Annotated in this window: 22 protein-coding genes; 8 read left to right on the top strand and 14 right to left on the bottom strand. The window is 73.8% G+C overall.

Translation table 11 applies throughout. From position 1 onward, the window contains the following. Nucleotides 1-111 precede the first annotated feature (111 nt). Together ACWDCZ_RS05175 and ACWDCZ_RS05170 are read left to right on the top strand one after the other, a co-directional pair. The gene (locus ACWDCZ_RS05175) at nt 112-483 is read left to right on the top strand and encodes a YbjQ family protein (RefSeq protein WP_049649739.1); all 372 of its coding nucleotides are present in this window, start codon (nt 112-114) and stop codon (nt 481-483) included. A gap of 127 nt (nt 484-610) precedes the next feature. Then, complete coding sequence (locus ACWDCZ_RS05170; protein WP_449815237.1) at nt 611-1819, top strand: NAD(P)-binding domain-containing protein; 1209 nt, start codon at nt 611-613, stop codon at nt 1817-1819. Between the two features lie 43 nt (nt 1820-1862). Here the strand turns inward: ACWDCZ_RS05170 and paaE are convergent, their stop codons facing one another. The 8 genes from paaE to ACWDCZ_RS05130 all read right to left on the bottom strand — a co-directional run bounded on the left by paaE (nt 1863) and on the right by ACWDCZ_RS05130 (nt 11000). Beyond that, the gene (gene paaE / locus ACWDCZ_RS05165) at nt 1863-3041 is read right to left on the bottom strand and encodes a 1,2-phenylacetyl-CoA epoxidase subunit PaaE (RefSeq protein WP_074004236.1); all 1179 of its coding nucleotides are present in this window, start codon (nt 3039-3041) and stop codon (nt 1863-1865) included. After that, entirely contained in the window at nt 3042-3608 is a 567-nt protein-coding gene (gene paaD, locus ACWDCZ_RS05160; protein WP_449815255.1) for a 1,2-phenylacetyl-CoA epoxidase subunit PaaD, read from the bottom strand. Nucleotides 3609-3655: 47 nt separating this feature from the next. Next, nucleotides 3656-4579 (bottom strand): 1,2-phenylacetyl-CoA epoxidase subunit PaaC, encoded by a 924-nt coding sequence (paaC, locus tag ACWDCZ_RS05155; RefSeq protein WP_416873094.1) that lies wholly within the window; start codon nt 4577-4579, stop codon nt 3656-3658. Between the two features lie 13 nt (nt 4580-4592). Next, nucleotides 4593-4859, bottom strand: coding sequence for a 1,2-phenylacetyl-CoA epoxidase subunit PaaB (gene paaB / locus ACWDCZ_RS05150; RefSeq protein ID WP_220450137.1), 267 nt, complete (start codon nt 4857-4859; stop codon nt 4593-4595). 143 nt (nt 4860-5002) lie between these two features. Continuing rightward, nucleotides 5003-6013, bottom strand: a complete 1011-nt coding sequence (gene paaA / locus ACWDCZ_RS05145; protein WP_449815254.1) for a 1,2-phenylacetyl-CoA epoxidase subunit PaaA — start codon at nt 6011-6013, stop codon at nt 5003-5005. A gap of 318 nt (nt 6014-6331) precedes the next feature. Further along, a complete protein-coding gene (locus ACWDCZ_RS05140; RefSeq protein WP_449815236.1) occupies nt 6332-7996 on the bottom strand; it encodes a M20 family metallopeptidase in 1665 nt (554 codons plus the stop codon). A gap of 845 nt (nt 7997-8841) precedes the next feature. Then, a complete protein-coding gene (locus tag ACWDCZ_RS05135; protein ID WP_449815235.1) occupies nt 8842-9501 on the bottom strand; it encodes a response regulator in 660 nt (219 codons plus the stop codon). Beyond that, nucleotides 9498-11000, bottom strand: a complete 1503-nt coding sequence (locus ACWDCZ_RS05130) for a histidine kinase (RefSeq protein ID WP_449815234.1) — start codon at nt 10998-11000, stop codon at nt 9498-9500. The genes ACWDCZ_RS05135 and ACWDCZ_RS05130 overlap by 4 nt, the downstream gene beginning before the upstream one ends. A gap of 197 nt (nt 11001-11197) precedes the next feature. Between ACWDCZ_RS05130 and ACWDCZ_RS05125 the strand changes: the two genes are divergently transcribed. The 5 genes from ACWDCZ_RS05125 to ACWDCZ_RS05105 all read left to right on the top strand — a co-directional run bounded on the left by ACWDCZ_RS05125 (nt 11198) and on the right by ACWDCZ_RS05105 (nt 15418). After that, on the top strand, nt 11198-12085 hold the full coding sequence (locus ACWDCZ_RS05125) for a class I SAM-dependent methyltransferase (RefSeq protein WP_449815233.1): 888 nt from the start codon (nt 11198-11200) through the stop codon (nt 12083-12085). Nucleotides 12086-12134: 49 nt separating this feature from the next. Further along, on the top strand, nt 12135-12437 hold the full coding sequence (locus ACWDCZ_RS05120; protein ID WP_049649718.1) for a GNAT family N-acetyltransferase: 303 nt from the start codon (nt 12135-12137) through the stop codon (nt 12435-12437). Nucleotides 12438-12705: 268 nt separating this feature from the next. After that, nucleotides 12706-13719, top strand: coding sequence for an aldo/keto reductase (locus tag ACWDCZ_RS05115; protein WP_449815232.1), 1014 nt, complete (start codon nt 12706-12708; stop codon nt 13717-13719). 80 nt (nt 13720-13799) lie between these two features. Continuing rightward, nucleotides 13800-14387 (top strand): TetR family transcriptional regulator, encoded by a 588-nt coding sequence (locus tag ACWDCZ_RS05110; protein ID WP_074004228.1) that lies wholly within the window; start codon nt 13800-13802, stop codon nt 14385-14387. A 107-nt stretch (nt 14388-14494) separates the two neighbouring features. Beyond that, nucleotides 14495-15418 (top strand): ADP-ribosylglycohydrolase family protein, encoded by a 924-nt coding sequence (locus ACWDCZ_RS05105; protein ID WP_449815231.1) that lies wholly within the window; start codon nt 14495-14497, stop codon nt 15416-15418. 101 nt (nt 15419-15519) lie between these two features. Here the strand turns inward: ACWDCZ_RS05105 and ACWDCZ_RS05100 are convergent, their stop codons facing one another. Together ACWDCZ_RS05100 and ACWDCZ_RS05095 are read right to left on the bottom strand one after the other, a co-directional pair. Further along, a complete protein-coding gene (locus ACWDCZ_RS05100) occupies nt 15520-15783 on the bottom strand; it encodes a GlsB/YeaQ/YmgE family stress response membrane protein (RefSeq protein ID WP_063780048.1) in 264 nt (87 codons plus the stop codon). A gap of 206 nt (nt 15784-15989) precedes the next feature. Next, nucleotides 15990-16256, bottom strand: coding sequence for a GlsB/YeaQ/YmgE family stress response membrane protein (locus ACWDCZ_RS05095; protein ID WP_117491020.1), 267 nt, complete (start codon nt 16254-16256; stop codon nt 15990-15992). Nucleotides 16257-16528: 272 nt separating this feature from the next. Here ACWDCZ_RS05095 and ACWDCZ_RS05090 point away from each other — a divergent pair, with 272 nt between their 5' ends. Continuing rightward, the gene (locus ACWDCZ_RS05090; RefSeq protein WP_449815230.1) at nt 16529-17773 is read left to right on the top strand and encodes a glycosyltransferase; all 1245 of its coding nucleotides are present in this window, start codon (nt 16529-16531) and stop codon (nt 17771-17773) included. Between the two features lie 72 nt (nt 17774-17845). Here ACWDCZ_RS05090 and ACWDCZ_RS05085 read toward each other — a convergent pair whose 3' ends face one another. The 4 genes from ACWDCZ_RS05085 to ACWDCZ_RS05070 all read right to left on the bottom strand — a co-directional run bounded on the left by ACWDCZ_RS05085 (nt 17846) and on the right by ACWDCZ_RS05070 (nt 22957). Further along, the gene (locus ACWDCZ_RS05085; protein WP_449815229.1) at nt 17846-19402 is read right to left on the bottom strand and encodes an NCS1 family nucleobase:cation symporter-1; all 1557 of its coding nucleotides are present in this window, start codon (nt 19400-19402) and stop codon (nt 17846-17848) included. A gap of 63 nt (nt 19403-19465) precedes the next feature. Next, complete coding sequence (locus ACWDCZ_RS05080) at nt 19466-20479, bottom strand: TIGR03842 family LLM class F420-dependent oxidoreductase (RefSeq protein ID WP_387820187.1); 1014 nt, start codon at nt 20477-20479, stop codon at nt 19466-19468. A 175-nt stretch (nt 20480-20654) separates the two neighbouring features. Continuing rightward, nucleotides 20655-22103 (bottom strand): dihydropyrimidinase, encoded by a 1449-nt coding sequence (gene hydA / locus ACWDCZ_RS05075; protein ID WP_449815228.1) that lies wholly within the window; start codon nt 22101-22103, stop codon nt 20655-20657. Nucleotides 22104-22114: 11 nt separating this feature from the next. After that, entirely contained in the window at nt 22115-22957 is an 843-nt protein-coding gene (locus ACWDCZ_RS05070) for a nitrilase-related carbon-nitrogen hydrolase (protein ID WP_449815227.1), read from the bottom strand. Nucleotides 22958-23071 lie beyond the last annotated feature (114 nt).

Here is a 23071-nt window from a genome sequence, read left to right as displayed (position 1 = left end):
GGCCTTTCGGTCGCCCGATCACCGGTCCGGACCAGCTTCCGGGAGCCTTCTCGGCCACCGCCCGGCCCCGCCGCTGTCACTCGGACGCAGGAGTTTGGCAGGATGAGCCGCATGGCTGACATCAACGAGTACGGCGGCGGGCAGGGCCCGAACGCCGACGTCCTGGTCGTGACCACCAACGACATCCCCGGTTACCGGGTCGACCACGTGATCGGCGAGGTCTTCGGGCTGACCGTCCGCAGCCGCCACGTCGGCAGCCAGATCGGTGCCGGTCTGAAGTCACTGGTCGGCGGCGAGCTGCGCGGTCTGACGAAGACCCTGGTCGAGAGCCGCAACGAGGCGATGCAGCGGCTGATCGAGCAGACCAAGGCGCGCGGCGGCAACGCCGTCCTGATGATGCGCTTCGACGTCACGGAGGCGGCCGCCGTGGGTACCGAGGTCTGCGCCTACGGCACCGCCGCGGTCATCTCCCCGGTCTCCTGACGTTCCTCTCGTGACATTCCTCTCCTGACGCGCCCCGTTCCCGCGTCGCAGTTCACGCGGCATCTCTCACGTCCCACGGACGAAATCCCGGCGGGAACACCCGCCGACCTCCCGATGTTTCCCGGGGGTGACTGTTTACGGTGCAACGAACAGCGTTCCGGAACGGGTGGACGTCCTGGTGGTGGGCGCCGGACAGGCAGGTCTGTCCGCCGCCTACCACCTGCACCGCCGCGGCTTCGCCCGTCACCGGACGGGCGTCGACGGCGGCTTCGTCGTCCTCGACGCCAACGCCGTCCCCGGCGGTGCCTGGGCGTACCGCTCGCCGTCCCTGCGGATGGCCACCGTGCACGGCGTCCACGACCTCCCGGACGCCGAACTCCCGCCGCCGGACCCGGACGCCCCCGCGCGCGAGGTGGTGCCGGAGTACTTCGCGGCGTACGAGGCGCAGCACGCGCTCCCGGTCGTACGCCCGGTCGCGGTGCGCGCCGTACGCGCCGAGTCCGAGCGCCCGGACTCCCGGCTGCTGGTCGAGACCGACCGCGGCACCTGGTCCACCCGCGCGCTGATCAACGCCACCGGCACCTGGACCCGCCCGTTCCTCCCGCACTACCCGGGCCGCTTCGCGGGCCGCCAGCTGCACTACGCCGAGTACCGCGGCCCCGAGGAGTTCACGGGCAAGCGGGTGCTGGTGGTGGGCGGCGGCGCCTCGGCGGTCCAGGTGCTGTCGGAGGTCGCCGCGGTCGGCGAGACGGTGTGGGTCACCCGTTCCGAGCCCGTCTACCACGACGGGCCGTTCACCCCCGAGTACGGGCGCGCGGTGGTCGCCAGGGTCGAGGAGCGGGTCCGGCAGGGGCTGCCGCCGCGCAGCGTGGTGAGCGTGACCGGGCTCGGCCCGTCCGTTGCCTACCGGCGCGCCGAGGAACTGGGCGCGCTGCACCGCCGACCGATGTTCGACCGCCTGACCGAGCACGGGGTCGCCTGGGGCGACGAGGAGCTGACCGTGGACGCGATCGTCTGGGCGACCGGCTTCCGGCCCGAGGTCGGGCACCTCGCTCCGCTCGGGCTGCGCTCCCCCGGCGGCGGCATCGCGCTCACCGGCACCCGGGCCACCGCCGACCCCCGCGTCCACCTGGTCGGCTACGGCCCGTCCGCCAGCACCGTCGGCGCCAACCGGGCCGGGCGGGCAGCCGTCAACGACCTCGTCAAGCTGCTCGGGGACCCGGTGCCCGGGCGGCCGACGATCTCCGGCCCGACGGTCGCGAGCCCGACGATCGCCGGCCCGAGGGTCGGGAGCCCGACGCCCGGTAACCCGGTCATGGAGCCCGCCACCGTCTGAGGCTCGGCGATCGTGATCCGGTCGGCGGGCGGTGGTGGCCCGCTCAGCGGTCGTAGTCCACGGTCACCCGGTCGGTGAGCGGCCGGGCCTGGCAGGTGAGGACGTAGCCGGCGGCCAGCTCCTTCTCCTCCAGCGCGAAGTTGCGGCGCATCTCCACCTCGCCCTCGGTGACCAGGGCGCGGCAGGTGCCGCACACTCCGCCCTTGCAGGCGAACGGCAGGTCGGGGCGGGAGCGCTGGGCGCCGTCCAGGATCGAGCGGTCGCGCGGGAGGCAGAGCGTGCTGCCGCGGCCGTCGAGGACGACCGTGACCTCGCTCCGCGGGCCCGACACGCCGTCGGCGGAGCCGCCGGACGAGGCGTCCGTCCGGTCCCAGTCCTCGTCGCGCTCCGGGAGCGGCTCGTCCTCGGCGTGGAACAGCTCCTGGTGCACCCGCTCGCCCGGCACGTCCAGCTCGGCGAGCAGGTCCTTCGCCCCCACGACCATGCCGAACGGGCCGCACAGCCACCAGTGCCCGACGCTCCCGACGTCCACCAGCGCCGCCAGCAGCGCGCGTACCCGCTCCGGGTCCAGCCGGCCGCTGAGCAGTTCGGCGTCCCTGGTCTCCCGGGAGAGCACGTGGACCAGCTGGAAGCGGTCGAGGTAGCGGTCCTTCAGGTCGGCCAGCTCGTCCGCGAACATCACGCTGTCACTGCGCCGGTTGCCGTAGAGCAGGGTGACGGTGGAGCTGCGGTCGGCCGCGAGCACGGAGCCGGCGATCGACAGCATCGGGGTGATCCCGGAGCCGGCCGCGAGCAGCACGTGGTCGGCCGGGACGCCGAGCTCGGGGGTGAACAGGCCGGACGGCGTCAGCACCTCCACCTCCTCGCCCGGCTTCGCCTCGCGCACCAGCCAGCGTGAGAACAGCCCGCCGGGCACCTCCCGGACGGCGATCCGCAGCGGCCCGCCGACCGGGGCGCAGATCGAGTACGAGCGGCGCTCGTCGGTGCCGTCCACCAGCTTGCGCAGGGTCAGGGTCTGCCCGGGGCGGAAGGCGTACTCCTCCGCCAGCCCGACCGGCACCGCGAAGGTCACCGCGACGGCGTCCTCGCAGAGCCGCTCGACCCGGTCGATCCGCAGCCGGTGGAAGGTCGGGCGGCGGGCGGGGCGGATGCCGGTCCCCTCGGCGTCGGGGGCGGACCCGGCGGCGGAGGAGGCGGGAGCGGCGGAGGAAGCGGCGGGCATTCAGATCTCCTTGACGCGTTCGAACGGCTCGCGGCAGGCCCGGCAGCGCCAGAGCGCCTTGCAGGCGGTGGAACCGAAGCGGGACAGCTCCTCCGTGTCTGCGTCGCCGCAGCGCGGGCACGGCACGGGGGGCGCGGCGGCGGTCCTCGGCGCGGCCAGGGTGGTGGGCGCGGTCGCGGTTCCGATGCGAGTGGGGCCGAGGGTGAGCGCCACCGGTCCGGCCGCGGCGACGGCGACGGCGGCGGTCGGGCGCGGCGGGGCGATGCCCGCCTCGGCGAGCTTGCGACGGCCCTCGGCGGTGATCAGGTCGGTGGACCACGGCGGGTCCAACCGCAGCCGCACCCGGACGTCCGGGTACCCGGCCGCGCGCAGCCGGCGGTCCACGTCGGCGGCCATCTCGGCGACGGCGGGGCAGCCCGAGTAGGTCGGGGTCAGCCAGACGGTCACCGTGCCGCTGCCGCCGTCCACCCCAACCTCGGCGAGGACGCCCAGGTCGGCCAGGGTGAGCATGGGCAGCTCCGGGTCCGGCACGGCCGCGGCGACCGCCCAGGCCAGCTCGCGGGCCATCGGGTCCGCGGTGCCCGTCGGCCCCGGGCCCGTCACGACGTCGCCGGTCACCACGTCGCCCCCGGGTGGGCGCGGGCCAGCACCTGGAACTCGGCGAGCAGCGGGCCGAGCGCCTCGGTGTGCACACCGTCCCGGCCGGCCAGGCCGAGGACGGTGGCCAGCGGCGGTACGTCCGGCACGGTCAGCCCGGCCTCGGCGAGAACGGCGCCGAGCGAGCGCAACACCGGTTCGCGCAGGGCCGCCGGGTCGACGCCCGCCCGCAGCTCCACCGGGTGCGCCGTGAACAGCTCCTCCAGCAGCGGCCAGACCGCGTCCACCCCGGCCTGCATCCGCCCGGCGGAGTACGGCGTGCCGTCGCCCAGGCGCAGGGTCCAGGCGGTGGCGTACTCCCGGTGGTAGGCCAGCTCCTTGACGCCCCGGGCCGCGACCGCGGCCAGCACCGGGTCGGGGTGCGCGCTCAGCGCCTCGTACAGGGCGCCGCGCGCGGTGGCGAACAGCAGCAGCCGGGCGATCGAGTACGCGAAGTCGCCGTTCGGGGCCTCCACCAGGCGGACGTTGCGGAACTCGTGCTCCTCCCGCCAGTACGCCAGGTCGTCCTCGGTGCGGCCGGTACCGTCCGCCTGACCGGCCCGGGTGAGCAGCAGGCGGGCCTGGCCGAGCAGGTCGAGGCCCAGGTTGGCGAGCGCGACCTCCTCCTCCAGCTCGGGCGCCCGGGTGCACCACTCGATCAGCCGCTGCGCGAGGACCAGGGCGTCGTCGCCCAGCATCTGGCAGTAGGCGGCGAGGTCGGCGCCGTCCAGACCGGGGGGCAGCGCGGTGTCCACGCCGAGCAGGGGATCGGCGAAGCCCGTCCCGTACGCCCAGCGGCCCTCGCCCTCGGGGCCGGGGGCGGCGTCGGCGAGGCTGAGGTAGACGTGGTCGTCCTGGCCGGTGCCGGCGGTGGAGGTGGTGGAGGTGGTGTGGTCGTGCACGGTGGCTCCCCCGTCAGATGTGCGGGACATCCTCGGGGATGTCGTAGAAGGTCGGGTGGCGGTAGACCTTGTCGCCGCTGGGCTCGAAGAAGGGGTCGCGCTCGTCCGGGGTGGAGGCGGTGATCGCGTCCGAGCGGACCACCCAGAGGCTCACGCCCTCGTTGCGGCGGGTGTACAGGTCGCGGGCGGCGAGCAGGGCCATCCGGTCGTCGGCGGCGTGCAGCGAGCCGACGTGGACGTGGTTCAGCCCGCGCCGGGGACGCACGAACACCTCGTACAGCGGCCAGCCGGCCTTGGGACCGGCTTTGGAACCGGCCTCGGGCCCGGCCTTGGGCCCGGCCTCGGACCCGGCCTCGGACCCGGCCTCGGACCCGGCCTCGGACCCGGCCTCGGACCCGGACGGGGAGCCAACCTGGGGGTCGGTCACTTTCCGTTCTCCTGTTCGGTCACATTGGTGGCTTCGGTGGCTTCGGTGGCTTCCGTGGGCCCGGCGGCCTCGGCCGCGCGCTTGGCCGCGTAGGCGACGGCCGCCTCGCGCACCCAGGCACCGTCCTCGTGGGCGGTGCGGCGGCGTTCGACCCGCTGGGCGTTGCAGGGGCCCTGGCCGTGGATGACCCTGGTCAGCTCGGACCAGTCCGGCTCGCCGAAGTCCCAGCCGCCGCGCTCCTCGTTCCAGCTCAGCTCGGGGTCCGGGAGGGTGACGCCCAGGTGCTCGGCCTGCGGGACGGTCATGTCGACGAAGCGCCGGCGCAGCTCGTCGTTGCTGTGCCGCTTGATCCGCCAGGCCATCGAGCGGGCGGTGTTCGGCGAGTCGGCGTCCGAGGGGCCGAACATCATCAGCGACGGCCACCACCAGCGGTCCACCGCGTCCTGGACCATCCGGCGCTGGGCCTCGGTGCCGCGCATCAGCGTCATCAGGAGCTCGTAGCCCTGGCGCTGGTGGAAGGACTCCTCCTTGCAGATCCGCACCATCGCGCGGGCGTACGGGCCGTAGCTGCAGCGGCAGAGCGGGACCTGGTTGCAGATCGCGGCGCCGTCCACCAGCCAGCCGATCACGCCGACGTCGGCGAAGGTGAGAGTCGGGTAGTTGAAGATCGAGGAGTACTTCTGGCGGCCGGAGATCAGCTTCTCGGTGAGCTCGGCGCGGTCGACGCCCAGGGTCTCGGCGGCGGCGTAGAGGTAGAGGCCGTGGCCGGCCTCGTCCTGGGCCTTGGCGAGCAGGATGGCCTTGCGGCGCAGGGACGGGGCCCGGGTCAGCCAGTTGCCCTCGGGCTGCATGCCGATGATCTCGGAGTGGGCGTGCTGGGCGATCTGGCGGATCAGGGTGGCCCGGTAGGCGTCGGGCATCCAGTCCCTGGGCTCGATCCGCTGCTCGGCGGCGACGACCGCCTCGAACCGGTCCTCCAGCGTCTGCGCGGGGACCGTCTCGGCCACCTCTGCTGTCACCACAGTCCCCTCTCGTGTCCTGCCCGGTCGGTCGCCTGGAGCACCGACCAACCGACTGACCGTTCGGTCGGTACCATTCTGCGCGGAGGGGCTGAGGGATGGCAAGGTGCGCAACGGATAACAGCTGACAGATTCTGAAATCTGTCAGCTGTTATCCGTCGGCTGTCTTCTGTTCTCTGTTCGCTGCTCTACGTTCGCCGTCCGCCGTCCGCTGTCCGCTGTCCGCCGTTCTACGTTCGCCGCCGCCGACTGCCGGGGGCCGGCGACCGGCGACCGGCTCCCGGCCGTCAGCGGCTCACCACCGGCTCAGCCCTCCGCGCGGTCGCGCAGTCGCGGCAGCGGCACCGCGAGCAGCGCCGCCAGCAGGGCGATCCGGGGAGCGATCTGGTCGACCCGGATGTGCTCGTGCCGGGCGTGGGCCCCGGCGCCCACCGCGCCGAAGCCGTCCAGGGTCGGAAGCCCGCGCGAGCCCGGCAGGTTGGTGTCCCCCGCCCCGCCCGCCGGAGCGCCGTCCAACTGCTGCCCGAGCACCGCGGCGAGCGAACGCACGTGCCGCAACAGCGGGTTGCCGGTCCGCTCGGGCCAGGCCGGACGGCTGGACAGCACCTCCGTACGGACCCGGGCGCCCGGACGCAGCGCGGTGAGCCGGGCGAGGTTGTCCAGCGTACGGCGCTGCGCCTCGACGGTGGCGAAGCGCAGCCCCAGCTCGGCCTCGGCCCGGCCGGCGACCACGTTGGCGCGCGAACCACCGCTGATCCGACCGGCGTTGAGCTCGGTGCCGGGCTGACCGGCGAGGTCGCGCACCAGCACGAGCTGGTCCACCAGCTCGTCGACCGCGGACACCCCGTCGTGGGCGTCGTTGCCCGCGTGCGCCTCGCGGCCGGTCACGGTGAGCCGCACCCGGGTGCTGCCGCGCCGCGCGGTCTTCAACCGACCGTCGGGGTGCGGCGGTTCGAGACCCAGGACCGCGGCGGCTCCGCGCAGCTGGCGCTCGACCAGGCGGCGTCCGTCGGGGCTGCCCACCTCCTCGTCGGAGACCACGACCAGGCGGACGGTCCGGTGCGGGCGCTCACCCAGGTCCGCGAGCAGCGACAACGCCCCCTCCAGGATGGCGAGTCCGCCCTTCATGTCGACCACGCCGGGCCCGGTGAGCCGACCGTCCTCCTCCGTCACCGGCCAGTCCGCGAGGGTGCCGACCGGCCACACGGTGTCGTGGTGCCCGACGATCAGCAGGTGCGGCAGGGACTCGTCCCGACCCTCCCACTCCAGTACGAGGTGGTCGCCGGCCGGTCCGGGCTCGCGCCGGGCGGTGGCACCGGTGGCACAGAAGCCGGCCGCCAACTCCTCGGCGAGCGCGTCGAGTCTGGGGGCGTCCCCACTGGGCGACTCGATCCGCGCCAGGTCGACGCAGCGACGCCGGACGGCCCCGGCGAGGGTGCGGGCCCGGGTGCTGAGCGCCTGCGGCACACCGGGCAGCGCCGTGGTGACGGCGGCGGCCCCGTGGGAGGCGGTGGCGGCCGGGCCCGTCGCGGGCTTCGCGACGACGTTCTTCGCCACGACGTTCTTCGTCACAGGGCTCTTCGTCACGGGGCTCTTCGCCGCCGCGGCCTTCGCGACGACGGGTTTGGTGAGGGCGGATTTCGTGAGGGCGGACTTGGCGGCTGCGGTCGTGGTGACGGCCACCTTGGCCACGACGGTCTTCGCGGCACCGGAGGCAGCCGCAGTGGCCTGGACCGAAGCGGCGGGAAGCGCAGGGGCCGAGACCGTAGTGCCCGGATCCGCAGCGGCAGTTGCGGTGCCGGCGGCGGTGCCGTTGGTGGTGGTAGCGGCGGTAGCGGCGGCGGTGGTCGCAGTGGCCGTGGCGGCGGCCAGGGCCTCACCGTCGGTGGCGGCCGGGACGGCGACCGATGTCGGGGCGGGTTCCGCGGCGGCGCCCGGTGCGGCGGGCGACCCGACGATCTGGGGACTCAACGCTCGCCTCCGCGGCCGCCGCCGGTATACAGCGGCCGTGCCGGCCGACCGCTCCCGCCCGGGTACCAGGCCCGGCCGGACCGCACCGGCCGACCGGGATGATGAGCGGCCCACCGAATCGGCCTGTCTGGCCCAAGTACGGTGGAACGGTTGGGCGGCGTGCTTGGCATGTGCGTCCTCCTCGCTCGATCCGGTGGCCCCGGTCCGCCCGGAGCCCCGTGGACGGCGGCTTCGTGGCGGTGGGCGCAGTGGCCGGACCGCCGCAGGGAAGCCGAGATGTGAGCCTAGAAGAACCGTTCGGTTTCCTGCGAGGTGGCCCTGTTCCCAGCGTGCCGGTACCGGGCCCCGCTTCGGACAACACCCGTCCGCTTTCGGCGCGGGCGCTCGGCGCGCGGGCCTGGATCGGCGCGCGGACGCGGTCGCCGGATCGCGCCCATCTCCACCATGGACCCGCCGCCCGAGTTCGGCAGCGCAAACGGCCAAGGCACGGCATTTCCACGCCGGATGGGTGACAGCGGCTCAGCACGCGATACGAACCGGGAGCACGCGGCGGCTCATGGAAGCCCGCTTCGACGTCCGCCCCGACTCCGGAGGAACGTCCGGGGAACGCCAAGGTGAACACCGGCCGATGCCGTGCCCCGATGTGCCCCACCGAGCCCCGCCGAGCCCCGACGTGCTTCGGCTGCAACCCCTGGCACGACAGGGCGGCACCCTGGAACAGCGGGACAGCGCCCGGATATGCGCGTGCGCGAACGTTCGCGACCGTACCCGCGGGTGCACGACCGATCGGCACCCGGGCACCCCGGCACCCGAACCCGGGCCCGGCCGATCCCAGCCGTCCGTCCTCAGCAGCCGTCGCCCATCAGCCCGGCGTCGCGTGCGAGCAGCGCCGCCTGGACCCGGTTGGCGACTCCGAGCCCGGTCAGGATCCGACTGACGTGCGCCTTGACCGTGCTCTCGCGCATCCCGAGCACACCGGCGATCTCGGCATTGGAGAGCCCGTCGGCGAGTTCGCGCAGTACGTCCGTCTCCCGCGGGGTGAGTCCGGCGGCCCGGCTGCGGGCGGCCACCGACCGGGGCGCCCCGACCCGGTGGTAGCGGTCGATCAGCCGCCGAGCGGCCGCCGGGTGCAGCATCCCCTGGCCGCCGGCGACGACATGGACGGCCCGGGCGATCTCCGCGGGCGGGGTGTCCTTCAGCAGGAAACCGTCCGCCCCGGCCGCGAGCGCCTGGTACACGTACTCGTCCAGGTCGAAGGTGGTGAGGGCGATGACCCGCGGACCGTCGGGGAGTTCGCGCAGCCGCCGGGTGGCGGCGATCCCGTCGAGCCGGGGCATCCGGATGTCCATCAGCACGACGTCGATCCGCCGACCGGCGGCGAGCTCGACGGCCTGCAACCCATCGGCGGCCTCGGCGACCACGGTGAGCTCCGGGTCCTGGGCCAGGAGGTCGACCAGGCCGAGACGGACCAGCGCGTCGTCGTCGACCACCATTGTTCGGATCATGCGGCGTCCTTCGGCTGCGGCTTCGGTTCCTGCTCAACGTGCTTCGCCCGCGTCGGTTGCGTCGCTTGCGTCGATTGGTTCGGCTGCGTCGGTTCCTCCGGTCGCTTCGGTTGCTTCGGTGGCTCCGACTGCTTCACTCCTCGCGCCCCCTGCGCCCCTTCCTGCGATTGCCGCGCCCCTGGCGTCCCCTTCCCCCGCTCCGGCCGCGGCGACGCCCGCCCGGGGTGCGCCACCGCGCGCGCCGACTGTGGATCCGGACCGTCGCCACGGAGCCGGGCGGAAGCCTCCTCCGGCACCGCCTGCGGCGGGCGGTCCGGCGCGGGTAACCGGGCGGCGAGCCGGAAGCCGCCGCCACCGTCCGGACCGGCGTCGAAGTGGCCGCCGAGGGCGCCGACCCGTTCGGCCAGCCCCACCAGCCCGTACCCGCCACCGGTGCCCGGCCCGCCCAACGGCGCCTCGCCCGGGCCGTTGCGGACCTCGACCGTCGTCGCCGGCGCCCCGTAGCCGACCCGTACGGTGACGGGCGCGGCGTGCGCGTGCTTGCGGGCGTTGGTCAGCGCCTCCTGCACCAGCCGGTGCACGGCCAGCCGGTGCGTGGTCGGGATGCTCTCCGGCTCCCCGGAGAGGGTGAGTTCGACCCGTTGGCCGGCCTGGGTCGCCTCGCCGACGAGCTCGGTGAGGTCGCGCAGTGCGGGCGCCGGGACGCGCCCGGCCTCGACGGGCACGGACGGCTCTCCTCCCGTGGCGGGCGGGGCCGACGGGTCGGCCCGCAGCGCGCCAAGGACGTCGCGCAGGTCGTCGAGCGACCGGGCGGCGGTGGTGCGCAGCAGCTCGAGGCGGTGGGTGAGCCGGTCGGGGTCGTCGGCGACGGTGCCGGCCCTGGCCTGGTCGCGCAGCACCCCGGCGTGCAGGACCAGGAGGCTGAGCCGGTGGGCCAGCACGTCGTGCATCTCCCGGGCGATCCGGGCCCGTTCGGCGGACCGGGCCTGCTCGGCGCGCAGCTCGCGCTCGCGGCGCAGCGCGTCGACCTGCTCGTGCAGGGTGCGGATCAGCACCCGTCTGCCCCGCAGCCACAGGCCGACCGCCATCGTGGCGGCCTGGACCAGGAGTTGGGACCCGGCGGTACCCGCCCGGCCGACCAGTGAGTCCACACCCACCGCACTGGCCACCGCGATGACCGAGCCGCCCGCCATCGCCAGGCCCGGCCGGCCGAGGTAGGCGAGGTGGAAGACGCTGAACAGGCCGGGGACGGCCCGGTTGAACAGCCCGCCCGTGAGCACCGGTAGCACGGCCGAGGCCACCGGGTGGCGGCGGGCGAAGAAGAGCGAGACCGCGGCGAGCGCGGCGACGACCGTGCGCGGCAGGCGCAGCGGACCGTCGGTCTGCGTCCACTGGGCCAGGGCCTCCTCGATGGTCAGGCCGAGCAGGCCGAGCAGCAGCAACGTGTCCGTCCCGGCCCGGTGGTCCGGCCCGTACCAGCCGAGCACACTCCGGCGCATGGTGCTCCTCCTTTCCGCTCTCCTCGGCCCGAAAGCCTTCCGTACGTCCGCCCTTGGGCACCTCGGGCTCGATGCTAGGGGCACTCGGCCGCGGAGCGCCTCTGTCTTCCGGGTAACCGCACCCTCGACTTTCGTCGGGGGTCGGCGCCGCTGACCGGCCGATTCGCGGCGGCTCCGCCCTGCCTAGCGTCGACGGCATGACCAACGAACGGCTCCACCACCGTCCGGACTCCCCTTCCCCCCTGTACAGTTCGCCCGTCGGCGGCGACCACCTGCTGTTCCTCGCCGAGGCCCTGCGCACCTTCCACGACACCGGCGCGCTGGCCCCGAGCGGCCCGGAGCTGGTGAACGCCCTGGTGGTACCGGTCACCAGCCGCCCGAACCGTCCGATCTCGGTGCTGGAGGTCGGCGCCGGCACCGGCGTGGTCACCCGCCGACTGGCCCAAGTGCTGCGCCCGGGCGACCGGTTGCACGTCGTCGAGGCCAACCCGCGGTTCGCCGAACGGCTGCGGGAGGACCCGGTCCTCGCCGCACGCCACCCCGGGGTCGGCCTGCGACTGTCGGCCTGCCGGGTCGAGGAGCTGCCGGAGTGCCGTCGACCGGCGCCGGAAGGGGCCCGGGCGGAGGACCGCGGGCAGCGGTACGACGTGATCGTGTCCGGGCTGCCGTTCACCAACTTCGAGCCCGCACAGGTGCGCGACATCCTCGACCTCTACCTGCGGCTGCTGGCGCCCGGCGGCGAGCTGACGTACTTCGGGTACCTCGGCACGACGACGGCGCGCAGCCTCACCTCCGGCCCCCGCCGGGGCGCCCGCCACCGGGCGGTGGTCCGGCTGCTGCGGCGGTTCGAGCAGGCGTACGGGCTGGGCGAGCGCACGGTGTGGCGCAATGTGCCGCCCGCCCGCGCCTGCCTGCTGCGGTCGCCGGGCGGCCGCGAGACCTGGGCGTCGGCCGGGAGCCCCGCTGTCGAACCCGCCGTCGGGCCGGCGGTCGAACCAGCGCCCCCGGACAAGGCACCGACCACGACGACCGCCACGGACACGGCAACCGGATCGGCGGGCGGGGCGGCCCCGCTCCCCCGATGATGGACCGGGGCCGGGCCCGGCTCCGACTCTCCCGCAGTGAGGAGCCGCGATGACCATCTCGGTACGTGACGTGGAAGCCCGGAACCGCTTCGAGGCCTGGGAGGACGGCAAGCCGGCGGGCTTCGCCGAGTACCTGCGCAGCGACCAGCTGGTGGTCTATCCGCACACCGTGGTCGAGCCCGCCTTCGAGGGCCGGGGCATCGGCAGCGCGCTGGCCCGCGCCGCCCTGGACGACGCCCGCGCCCGCGGCCTGTCCGTGCTGGCCACCTGCCCCTTCATCAAGGGCTGGATGCTCCGCCACCCTGAGTACACCGACCTCGCGTACGAGAACCGGAGCCGGGTCGCCGACTGATGTCGGCTTCGGCGCGGGCGTCTGCCGCCATGCCGCAGTCGCCCGCCCGCCCGTCCGCCCGCCCGACCGACCGACCGACCGACCGACCGACCGCATGTCCGCCCACCCGCCCGTCCGCCGAACAAATGACAGTCGACAGATTTCAACTTTCAGATAACAGACGACAGCGAACAGATTTTGAAATCTGTTCGCTGTCGTGTCACAGTGAGACCCGGGTCACCCTGCTCCTGCCCCTTCCGGCACCGCACCCGCCCCCTTGGAGTCACCCGTGTCCTCCCACACCCGCCCCGCCCGGCGCACCCTCGGCACCACCGGACCGGTCACCTCGACCCTCGGCCTCGGCTGCATGGGCATGTCCGACCTGTACGGCCCGGCCGACGAGGCCGAGAGCATCGCCACCATCCACGCCGCCCTCGACGCCGGGGTCACCCTCCTCGACACCGGCGACTTCTACGGCATGGGCCACAACGAGCTGCTGATCCACGAGGCGCTGCGCGGCCGCGACCGCGAGAGCGTGCAGATCAGCGTGAAGTTCGGCGCCCAGCGCGGCCCCGACGGCCAGTGGCTCGGCTACGACGCGAGCCCCGCCACCACCAAGACGGCGCTCGCCTACACCCTGCGCCGCCTGCGCACCGACCACGTCGACGTCTACCGCCCGGCCCGCCTGGACCCTGGCGTCCCGGTCGAGGAGACCGTCGGCGCCATCGCCGACCTGGTGCAGGCCGGCTACGTCCGCCACATCGGGCTCTCCGAGGTCGGCGCCGACACCCTGCGCCGGGCCGCCGCCGTCCACCCGATCAGCGACCTCCAGATCGAGTACTCGCTGCTCTCCCGCTCGATCGAGGCCGCCGTCCTGCCCGCCGCCCGCGAGCTCGGCATCGGCATCACCGCGTACGGCGTGCTCTCCCGCGGCCTGCTCGGCGGCCACTGGGACCGGGAACGCGCCCTCGCCGGGACCGACTTCCGCAGCCACAGCCCGCGCTTCCAGGGCGAGAACCTGGCCCACAACCTGGCGCTGGTCGAGGCCCTGCGCGAGATCGCCGCCGCACGGGGCGCCACCGTCGCCCAGGTCGCCATCACCTGGGTGGCCTCCCGCGGTCAGGACGTCGTCCCGCTGATCGGGGCCCGCCGCCGGGACCGCCTGACCGAGGCCCTCGGCGCCCTCGACGTCGCGCTGACCGAGGCCGACCTCGCCGCCGTCGAGGCCGCCGTACCCGCCGGCTCCGCCGCCGGTGACCGGTACGCTGCCGCACAGATGGCCCACCTGGACAGCGAGCGCTGACCGCACCACCAGCGCCGTCGCCGCACCACCGGCGCCATCGCCGCACGACCCGACCGCACGACCTAAGGACGGACCTCCCCGTGACCACGGACACCACACTCACCGCCGAGCAGATCCTGAGCGCGGCGGAGGACGTCCTCCGGCGGTTCGGCCCGGCCAAGGCCACCGTCGTGGACGTCGCCCGCATCCTCGGCGTCAGCCACAGCAGCGTCTACCGCCACTTCCCCAGCAAGGCCGCGCTGCGCGAGGCGGTCACCCAGCGCTGGCTCGACCAGGCGCACCACGAGCTGTCGACCGTCTCCAACGAGGGCGGCCCCGCCTCCGAGCGGCTGCAGCGGTGGCTGACGGCGCTGTTCACGGCCAAGCGGAAGAAGGCGCTGGACGACCCGGAGCTGTTCGCCACCTACATGGTGCTGGTCGAGGAGAACAGCGGCCTGGTGGACACCCACGTCGACACCCTGGTCGACCAGATCGCGCGGATGGTGGCGGAGGGCATCGAGACCAAGGAGTTCAAGCTCGCCCACATCCGCAACACCGCCCGCGCCGTCTTCGACGCGACCGGCCCCTTCCACGACCCGGCCTACGCGTCCACCTGGTCCACCCCCGACGTCGACGACCGGTTCGACGCCGTCTGGAAGCTCGTCCTCGGCGGCCTGAAGGCGAAGTGACGAACCGTCAGCAGATGTGGCGCCGGCGAGCGGAGGAATAACCGCTCGCCGGCGCCCCGCCCGTCCGGCAGACTGCCGCACACAGTTGATCTCACACGGAGGATGACATGCGTGCGGCCCGCCCGGTCCTGGACAGCCTGGAAGGACTCGCCCTCGGCGACGCCTTCGGCGACCGGTGGTTCTCGGTCCCGCTGGACGAGGCGCCCGCCGCGCTCACCGCCCGGCTGGTCCGGCCCGCACCCTGGCACTGGACCGACGACACCGCCATGGCGCTCGTGCTGGTCCGCCACCTGCTCGACGCGGGCGAGGTCCGACCGGACGCGCTCGCCCGGGGGTTCGCCGCCGAGTACGCCCGCGAGTACGGGCGCAAGTACGGCCCGTCGATGCACCGGGTCCTGCGCGGGATCGGCGCCGGCGGGGACTGGCGCGCCATCACCGCGGCCCAGTTCGAGGGTCAGGGCTCGCACGGGAACGGCGCCGCGATGCGGGTCGCGCCGCTGGGCGCCTGGTTCGCCGAGGACCTCGACGCGGTGGTCCGGCAGGCCGAACTGCAGGCGCTCACCACCCACTTCCACCCGGAGGCCGTCGCCGGTGCGGTGGCGGTCGCGCTCGCGGCTGCGCTGGCGGTCCGGAGCCGGGGCGGAAACCCGCCCGGCCGGGCCGAGTTGCTGACCGAGATCGCCGGACGGCTGCCGGACAGCGAGGTCCGCTCCGGGCTCCGGATCGCCGCCCGGATGCCCGAGCACACCAGCGTCCGGCACGCCGCCACCGTGCTCGGCTCGGGAGCGCTGATCTCCGCCGCGGACACCGTGCCGTTCGCCCTCTGGTCCGCGGCCGGGCACCTGGACGCGCTGCCGGAGACCGTCTGGAACACCCTGGAGGGCTGGGGCGACAAGGACACCACCTGCGCCATCGCCGCCGGTGTGGCCGCCGCCCGGACCGGGCTCGCGGGCGTGCCGCCCGGCTGGCTCGCCGCGCGCGAGCCACTCCCGGGCTGGGTCGCCGAGGCGTCCCGGACCGCCGACCGGTAACCGGGCGGTGCCGGATGCTGACCGCCCGGCTTCAGAGCCCGGCGGTCAGCACCGAGCCGTCAGTGCCGAGCCATCAGCATCGAGCCGTCAGCACCAGATGGTCAGCGCCGGGCAAGGAAGCGGAGCACCTTGTAGCCGAAGAGCAGGACCATGGCGCCGCCGATCGCCGACACCCAGGTCGTGACGTCGAGGAAGCTCACCTTCACCGTCCCGTGCATCCAGTGCGAGACGATCCAGGTGCCGATGTAGGAGCCGGTGATGCCGATCAGGGTGCTGCCGATCAGACCGCGCTCCCCCCTCGACATCGCCATCCTGGCCAGTGTCCCCGACACCAGGCCCAGCACGATCCACGCCATCCAGCTCATCCGCCGCCCCTTGCGTCATCGGTGTGGCGACCCCGTCGAGCCCCCGGGTCCCGTTCGGAAGGACGTACGAGGGCCTCGCACCGTTCCAGCACCGGCAAGGACCGGTTCGAACCGGCCATCCGGGCGCCGTCGTACCGGTCGGCGGAACTCCTCCCCCGGCACGCCCCGCCGTCTCCCGCACGCCGGGGCCGCACCGAACCATTCCGTCAGCGGCGCGAGTTGCCGAACAGCAGCCGGTAGGCGATCAGCAGCACCAGGGCGCCGCCGATCGCCGACACCCAGGTCGCCGCGTCGAAGAAGTGCGCGGAGATCGAGCGGTGCATGAAGTGCGACGCGATCCAGCCGCCGACGAAGGAGCCGGCGATGCCGATCAGGGTGGTCACGATCAGGCCGCCCGGGTCCTTCCCCGGCAGCAGCAGCTTGGCCAGCGCACCCGCCAGCAGGCCCAGCACGATCCACGCGACGATGCTCATCCGGCATCCCTTCCCGTCCAAGGCGCGACGGCCCCGTCCCGTCCGCTCTGCCCGCAAGGACGCCACCGCCCGCCGCCCGGTTCCGCCACCCGCGTCGGCCGCCCCGGTCGGCCACCCGCGCAGCACCGTCCGAACCCGGCGGACGAACCCAGCGGACGGGACCGGCCGACGGGACCGGCGGACGGGACCGGCTGACGACACCGGCCGCCCAGGCCGGACCGCCCGCGCGTGGCGCCCTTCCCGCGCGCCGTCCGCGCCGAAATACTGCGGCCATGCGCTTCCTGATCGCCACCGCCGGCTCCCGGGGCGACGTGGCCCCCTTCACCGGGCTCGGCGTCCGGCTGCGGGCGGCCGGGCATCAGGTGGCCGTCGCCACCCACGACACCTTCGCCGAGTTGGTACGGGCCGCCGGGCTGGAGTTCCGCCCGCTTCCGGTTGACCCGCGCGCCGAACTCGCCTCCGTTGAGGGCCGGCGCCTGCTGCGGGCCGGCAGCGGACCCGGCGCCGTCCTGCAACTCCTGCGGCTCGGCCGGAGGTTCATGCCCGCACTCGGCGACGGCATCGCCGACGCCACGGCGCTCGGGACCGACCTGCTGCTGACCACCAGCACCACCAGCGCACTCGGCCAGGTCGCCGCCGAGGCGGCCGGCATCCCCAGCATCGGGCTGTACCTCCAACCCCTCGCCCCCACCCGGGAGTTCGCGCCCGCCGTCACCGGCACCCGATCGCTCGGCCGGTCCGGCAACCTGCTGGCGGGACACGCCGTCCAGGCCGCGACCGACCAGCTGTTCGTCCCGGCCGTCCGCGGGCTGCGCCGTCGGCTCGGCCTGCCGCCGCTCGGCATCGCCCGGGCCCGCCGCAACCACCCCGTCCTGCACGGCTTCTCGCCACTGGTGGTGCCCCGACCCGCCGACTGGCGCCCCCGACTGGAGGTGGCGGGCTACTGGTGGCCGGCCGACCGGCCGGACTGGCAGCCCCCGGCCCGGCTGCTCGACTTCCTGGCCGCCGGGCCGCCGCCGGTCTTCGTCGGCTTCGGCAGCCTGGTCGTCCCCGACGCCGAGCGGCTGACCGCGACCGTCCTCGCCGCCGCCCGCGCCGCCCGGGTGCGCCTCCTGCTCCAGTCGGGGTGGAGCGGGCTGGCCGCCGAGGACTCGGACTCCGTCCTGACCGTCGGCGACACCCCGCACGACTGGCTCTTCCCCCGCACCGCCGCCGTGGTCCACCACGCGGGTGCCGGCACCACGGCCGCCGCCCTCCGCTCCGGGACCCCGGCCGTCCCCGTGCCCGCCCAGCTCGACGCACCGTTCTGGTCCGCCCGACTGGCCCGGCTCGGCGTCTCCCCCGGCCCCGTCCCCCTGCGCGGCCTCACCCCCGCCCGCCTCGCCACCTCCCTCCGCCTGACGCTCGACGACCCCCGCTACCGCACCCGCGCCCGAGCCGTCGCCACCACCCTGGCCGCCGAGGACGGCGCGGCCAAGGTCCTCGCCGCCGTCGAACGGGTTTCAGCGAACAGCTGACAACTGACAACCGACAACTTTCGAAATCTGTCAGCTGTTCGCTGTCACCCGTCAGTCGTTCGCCCTCCCCCGTCAGCCCTCCCCCGCCTCCCCGCTCCCCCTCCCGAACACCCTGCTCAGCCCCAGGTACACCACGGCCGCCGCCGTCAGCCCGACGGCCCAGCCGTAGTCGGCGAGCGACTTGAGGACGGGGATCAGGCCGTCCGCCGGGAAGGGGCCCTGCTTCACACCGTCGGCGTCGACGGTGGAGTACGAGCCGCCGACGGCCAGCACGCCGCCCACCAGCAGCGCCGTCACGGCCCGCCAGTTCCAGCCGGCCGCGTACCAGTACGCCCCGCCCGGGCGGTACAGCTCGGCGAGCCGGAGGCGGGTGCGGCGCAGGGCCCAGTAGTCGGCGATCAGCACTCCGCCGACCGTGCCGAGCAGCCCGCCGACCACACCGAGCCAGGTGAAGATGTACACGTGCGGGTCGGAGATCAGCCGCCACGGGAGGATCACGATCCCGACCACCCCCGTGATCAGCGCCCCGGTCCGGAAGGTGACGAAGCGGGGCAGCAGGTTGGCGAGGTCGTACGCGGGCGAGACGACGTTGGCGGCGATGTTCACCGACAGCGTCGCGACCAGCACGGTCAGCAGCGCGAACAGGATGCCGACCGGGTTCTCCATCTTGGCGGCCAGCTGGATCGGGTCCCACACCGGGGCCCCGTAGACCGCCTCGGAGCCCGAGGTGACCAGCACGGACAGGAACGCGAAGAGCGTCATCGTGGTCGGCAGGCCGAGCGCCTGCCCGCGTATCTGGGCCCGCTGGCTGCCGCCGAAGCGGGTGAAGTCGGGGATGTTCAGCGAGAGGGTGGACCAGAACCCGATCATGCCCATCAGCGCGGGGAAGAAGACCTTCCAGAAGCCGCCGCCCCACCCCAGCCTGGACGGCTGGTCGAGCAATGGCCCGAGCCCGCCCGCCTTGACGGTGATCCACACCAGCAGCGCGAGCGCGCCGACGATGACGAACGGCGCCGCCCAGTTCTCGAACCGCCGCAGCGCCTCCATCCCCCGCGCGATGATGGCCATCTCGATCAGCCAGAACAGCAGGAACGAGAGCCACTGCGTCCACGGGTAGCCGCCGAACTCACCGGCCGTGCGCCAGGATTCGCCGAACAGCTTGCCCGCCAGCAGGAAGATGCCCTCGCCGCCGATCCAGGTCTGGATGCCGAACCAGGCGCAGGCCACCGCCGCCCGCAGCAGGGCGGGCAGGTTGGCGCCGCGCAGCCCGAAGGCGGCCCGGGCGAAGACCGGGAACGGGATGCCGTACTTGGTGCCGGCGTGCCCGGTGAGCAGCATCGGGACCAGCACGAGGAGGTTGGCGAGCGCGATCGTCAGCACCGCCTGCTTCCAGTCCATGCCGAGCGTGACCAGGCCCGAAGCCAGCGTCCAGGACGGGATGTTGTGGGCCATGCCGACCCAGAGCGCGAGGAAGTTGTACGTGGTCCAGGTACGCCGTGCCACCGGGACCGGCCGCAGGTCGTCGCTGGTGAAGCCGTTGGGAGGCAAGTCCCCGGCGGCCGGGTCGAGTTCGACCCGGCCGTCGGGGTGGTGCCACTGTCTGCCGTCACTGGTCGCGGTTCCGGGCATGGGCAACTCCCGTCCGCCGCGGGCGGATCCGCGGCCGAGCTCGGGTGGGGGCGCCGGGCGGGGTCACAGGTGCGGGATGACGTCCGTCCCGTACGCGTCGATGGTGGTCTCGATGGCGTCGTGCATGGCGTAGACGGCGAACTGGTCGACGCCGAGCGAGCGGAGCTCCGCCAGTCGGGCCCGCTGCGCCTCCACCGGGCCGATCAGGCAGAAGCGGTCGATGATCCCGTCCGGGACGAAGGCCGTGTCCGGGTTCCCGGCCCGCCCGTGGTGGCTGTAGTCGTAGCCCTGCCGGTCCTTGATGTAGTCGGTGAGCGCCTCCGGTACCAGGTCGGAGTGCTCGCCGTAGTGGCTGACCAGGTCGGCGACGTGGTTGCCGACCATCCCGCCGAACCAGCGGCACTGCTCCCGGGCGTGGGCGAGCGCCTCGGGCGAGTCGTCGGCGGTGACGTAGGCCGGGGCGGCGACGCAGATGGTGATCGACTCCGGATCCCGGCCGGCCTCGACGGCGGCGGCCCGCACCGCCTTGACCATGAACTCGGTGAGGTAGGGGTCGGCCAACTGCAGGATGAAGCCGTCAGCCTGACGTCCGGTCAGGTTCAACGCCTTCGGCCCGTAAGCCCCCATCCAGATCGGCAGGGAGGCGCCGGCGCGGACCCACGGCAGGTGCATCTCGCTGCCGTCCACCTCGGCGGTGCGCCCCTCGGCCAACTCCTTGATGGCGTGCATGGCTTCGGAGAGCCGGGCGAGGGTGGCGGGGCTCCGCCCGGCGACCCGCATGGCGGAGTCGCCGCGGCCGATGCCGCAGACGGTCCGGTTGCCGTACATGTCGTTGAGGGTGGCGAACGTGGAGGCGGTCACCTCCCAGGTGCGGGTGGAGGGGTTGGTGACCATCGGGCCGACGGTCATCCGCTCCGTCTCGGCGAGGATCCGGCTGTAGATGACGAAGGGCTCCTGCCACAGCACGCAGGAGTCGAAGGTCCAGCCGTGGCTGAACCCGGCCTGCTCGGCGCGGATCATCCGGTCGATGAGCAGTCGGGCGGGCGGGTCGGTCTGGAGGACGAGGCCGATGTCCATGAGGGGCTCCAGGTAAGGGTTTTGACCGCCGCCACCCGGCCGTCGGCCGGATCGGTCGCCCCGGTCGAAGGGCCGGGCCGGCAGCCGGGCGGGCGACCGGACGGTCGGCAGACCGGACGGCGGGGTGGACGTCGCGGAACGGGAGGAACGGGAGGAACGGGAATCGGGAGAGGGATCAGACCAGGTACTGGCAGGTGTCCCGGCGCAGGAAGGTGCCGTGGCCGGCCCGGCCGCGCCAGTCGCCGTCGTCCAGCACGACGGTGCCGCGCGACATCACCGTCCGCACCCGGCCGGTGAGTCGGCGGCCCTCGTAGGCCGAGTAGTCCACGTTCATGTGGTGGGTCGCGGCGGAGACGGTCTGCACCGCGGTGGGGTCGTAGACCACCAGGTCGGCGTCGGCACCCGGGGCGATGGTGCCCTTGCGCGGGTGCAGGCCGAACATCCGGGCCGGGGTGGTGCAGGCGATCTCGACCCAGCGGCGCCGGCTGATGTGCCCGTCCACCACGGCCTGGTGGAGCAGGTCCATCCGGTTCTCGACGCCCGGCAGGCCGTTGGGGATCTTCGAGAAGTCGCCCCGGCCCAGCTCCTTCTGGCCGACGAAGCAGAACGGGCAGTGGTCGGTGGAGACCACCTGGAGGTCGTTGGTGCGCAGCCCGCGCCAGAGCGCCTCCTGGTGCTCGCGCGGTCTGAGCGGCGTGCTGCACACGTACTTGGCGCCCTCGAAGCCGTCGGCGCCCTCCTCGGCGAGGTTGTCGGTGGAGAGGAAGAGGTACTGCGGGCAGGTCTCGCCGAAGACGTTGAGGCCGGCGTCCCGGGCCCCGACGAGTTCGGCGAGCGCGGCGGCGGCGGAGACGTGCACCACGTAGAGCGGGCTGCCGGCCACCTGGGCGAGCTTGATCGCCCGGTGGGTGGCCTCGGCCTCCAGCAGTTCGCGCCGGACCTCGCCGTGGTAGCGGGGGGCGGTCCTCCCGGCGGCGAGCGCCTGTTCGACCAGGACGTCGATAGCGATGCCGTTCTCCGCGTGCATCATGATCAGCCCGCCGTTGGCGGCGCCGCGCTGCATGGCCCGCAGGATGCGGCCGTCGTCGCTGTAGAAGACGCCGGGGTAGGCCATGAAGAGCTTGAAGGAGGTGGACTCGCCGGAGTCCACGAGGGTGTCCATCTCCTTGAGCACGGCGTCGTTGACGTCGGAGACGATGGTGTGGAAGGCGTAGTCGATCGCGCAGTTGCCCTCGGCCTTGGCGTGCCAGGTGTCCAGGCCCTCGCGCAGCGAGCCGCCGACCGACTGGACGGCGAAGTCCACGATGGTGGTGGTGCCGCCCCAGGCCGCGGCGCGGGTGCCGGTCTCGAAGGTGTCGGAGGCCGCGGTGCCGCCGAACGGCAGCTCCATGTGGGTGTGGGCGTCGACGCCGCCCGGGATGACGTAGTGGCCGGTGGCGTCGATGACGGTGTCGGCGGTCCAGGCCTCGGCGGCGGAGCTGCCGGTGGTGGCCAGGGCGGCGACGCGCTCGCCCTCGATCAGGACGTCGGCGTGGAGTTCCTCGGTGGCGGTGATGACGAGGCCGCCGCGGACGACGGTGCGCTGGTGCGGGTCGCGGGTGGCCCTCACGTCGTTGGTGGTCATCGCGCTGCTCCTCAGGCCTCGGCGAGCGGCCCGTAGGCGTCGGGCCGGCGGTCCCGGTAGAACGCCCACTGCTGGCGGACCTGTTCGATCAGGCCGAGGTCGAGGTCGCGGACGACGAGTTCCTCCTCCTTGTCGGAGGCGACGTCGCCGACGAACTGCCCGCGCGGGTCGACGAAGTAGGAGGTGCCGTAGAAGTCGTTGTCGCCGTACTCCTCGGTGCCGACGCGGTTGATCGCGGCGACGAAGTACTCGTTGGCGACGGCGGCGGCGGGCTGTTCGAGCTGCCAGAGGTAGGCGGACAGGCCGCGGCTGGTGGCGGAGGGGTTGTAGACGATCTGCGCGCCGGCCAGGCCCAGGGCGCGCCAGCCCTCGGGGAAGTGGCGGTCGTAGCAGATGTACACGCCGACCTTGCCGACGGCGGTGTCGAACACGGGCCAGCCGAGGTTGCCGGGCTTGAAGTAGTACTTCTCCCAGAAGCCCTTGACCTGCGGGATGTGGTGCTTGCGGTACTTGCCGAGGTAGCTGCCGTCGGCGTCGATGACGGCGGCGGTGTTGTAGTAGACGCCGGCCTGTTCCTCCTCGTAGACCGGGATGACCATCACCAGCCCGAGCTCGCGGGCGAGGTCCCGCATCCGGCGCACGGTCGGGCCGTCGGGGACGGCCTCGGCCCAGCGGTAGTGCTCGGCTTCCTGGACCTGACAGAAGTACGGGGAGTTGAAGACCTCCTGGAAGCCGATGATCTTCGCACCCTGGGCGGCGGCCTCGCGGGCGTACCGCTCGTGGAGCGCGATCATGCTCTCCTGGTCACCCGTCCAGCGGGTCTGGACGAGCGCGGCCCGGACGATCTGCGACATGGTTACCTCCGCAACTCCGCGGCCCGGCCGTGCGGTCGGGCCCGCGGTCTGAGGGTTGACGGGGCGGGTCTCGCCTGCGGGTCCGCTCGGGAAACCGCAGGGTCTACGTGCGTA

Source organism: Kitasatospora sp. NPDC001225 (genome assembly GCF_053597855.1).
The sequence above is the reverse complement of the archived record's forward strand: the minus strand, read 5'-3'. Positions and strand labels throughout refer to the sequence as shown.

Coding starts and splice junctions, on each gene's coding strand:
- paaD (WP_449815255.1), bottom strand. CDS start 3,608: ATGGCCCGCGAGCTGGCCTGGGCGGTCGCCGCGGCCGTGCCGGACCCG.
- ACWDCZ_RS05120 (WP_049649718.1), top strand. CDS start 12,135: ATGACCATCTCGGTACGTGACGTGGAAGCCCGGAACCGCTTCGAGGCC.
- ACWDCZ_RS05175 (WP_049649739.1), top strand. CDS start 112: ATGGCTGACATCAACGAGTACGGCGGCGGGCAGGGCCCGAACGCCGAC.
- ACWDCZ_RS05090 (WP_449815230.1), top strand. CDS start 16,529: ATGCGCTTCCTGATCGCCACCGCCGGCTCCCGGGGCGACGTGGCCCCC.
- ACWDCZ_RS05125 (WP_449815233.1), top strand. CDS start 11,198: ATGACCAACGAACGGCTCCACCACCGTCCGGACTCCCCTTCCCCCCTG.
- ACWDCZ_RS05130 (WP_449815234.1), bottom strand. CDS start 11,000: ATGCGCCGGAGTGTGCTCGGCTGGTACGGGCCGGACCACCGGGCCGGG.
- ACWDCZ_RS05085 (WP_449815229.1), bottom strand. CDS start 19,402: ATGCCCGGAACCGCGACCAGTGACGGCAGACAGTGGCACCACCCCGAC.
- ACWDCZ_RS05080 (WP_387820187.1), bottom strand. CDS start 20,479: ATGGACATCGGCCTCGTCCTCCAGACCGACCCGCCCGCCCGACTGCTC.
- paaE (WP_074004236.1), bottom strand. CDS start 3,041: ATGCCCGCCGCTTCCTCCGCCGCTCCCGCCTCCTCCGCCGCCGGGTCC.
- ACWDCZ_RS05105 (WP_449815231.1), top strand. CDS start 14,495: ATGCGTGCGGCCCGCCCGGTCCTGGACAGCCTGGAAGGACTCGCCCTC.
- ACWDCZ_RS05095 (WP_117491020.1), bottom strand. CDS start 16,256: ATGAGCATCGTCGCGTGGATCGTGCTGGGCCTGCTGGCGGGTGCGCTG.
- ACWDCZ_RS05100 (WP_063780048.1), bottom strand. CDS start 15,783: ATGAGCTGGATGGCGTGGATCGTGCTGGGCCTGGTGTCGGGGACACTG.
- ACWDCZ_RS05070 (WP_449815227.1), bottom strand. CDS start 22,957: ATGTCGCAGATCGTCCGGGCCGCGCTCGTCCAGACCCGCTGGACGGGT.
- ACWDCZ_RS05135 (WP_449815235.1), bottom strand. CDS start 9,501: ATGATCCGAACAATGGTGGTCGACGACGACGCGCTGGTCCGTCTCGGC.
- hydA (WP_449815228.1), bottom strand. CDS start 22,103: ATGACCACCAACGACGTGAGGGCCACCCGCGACCCGCACCAGCGCACC.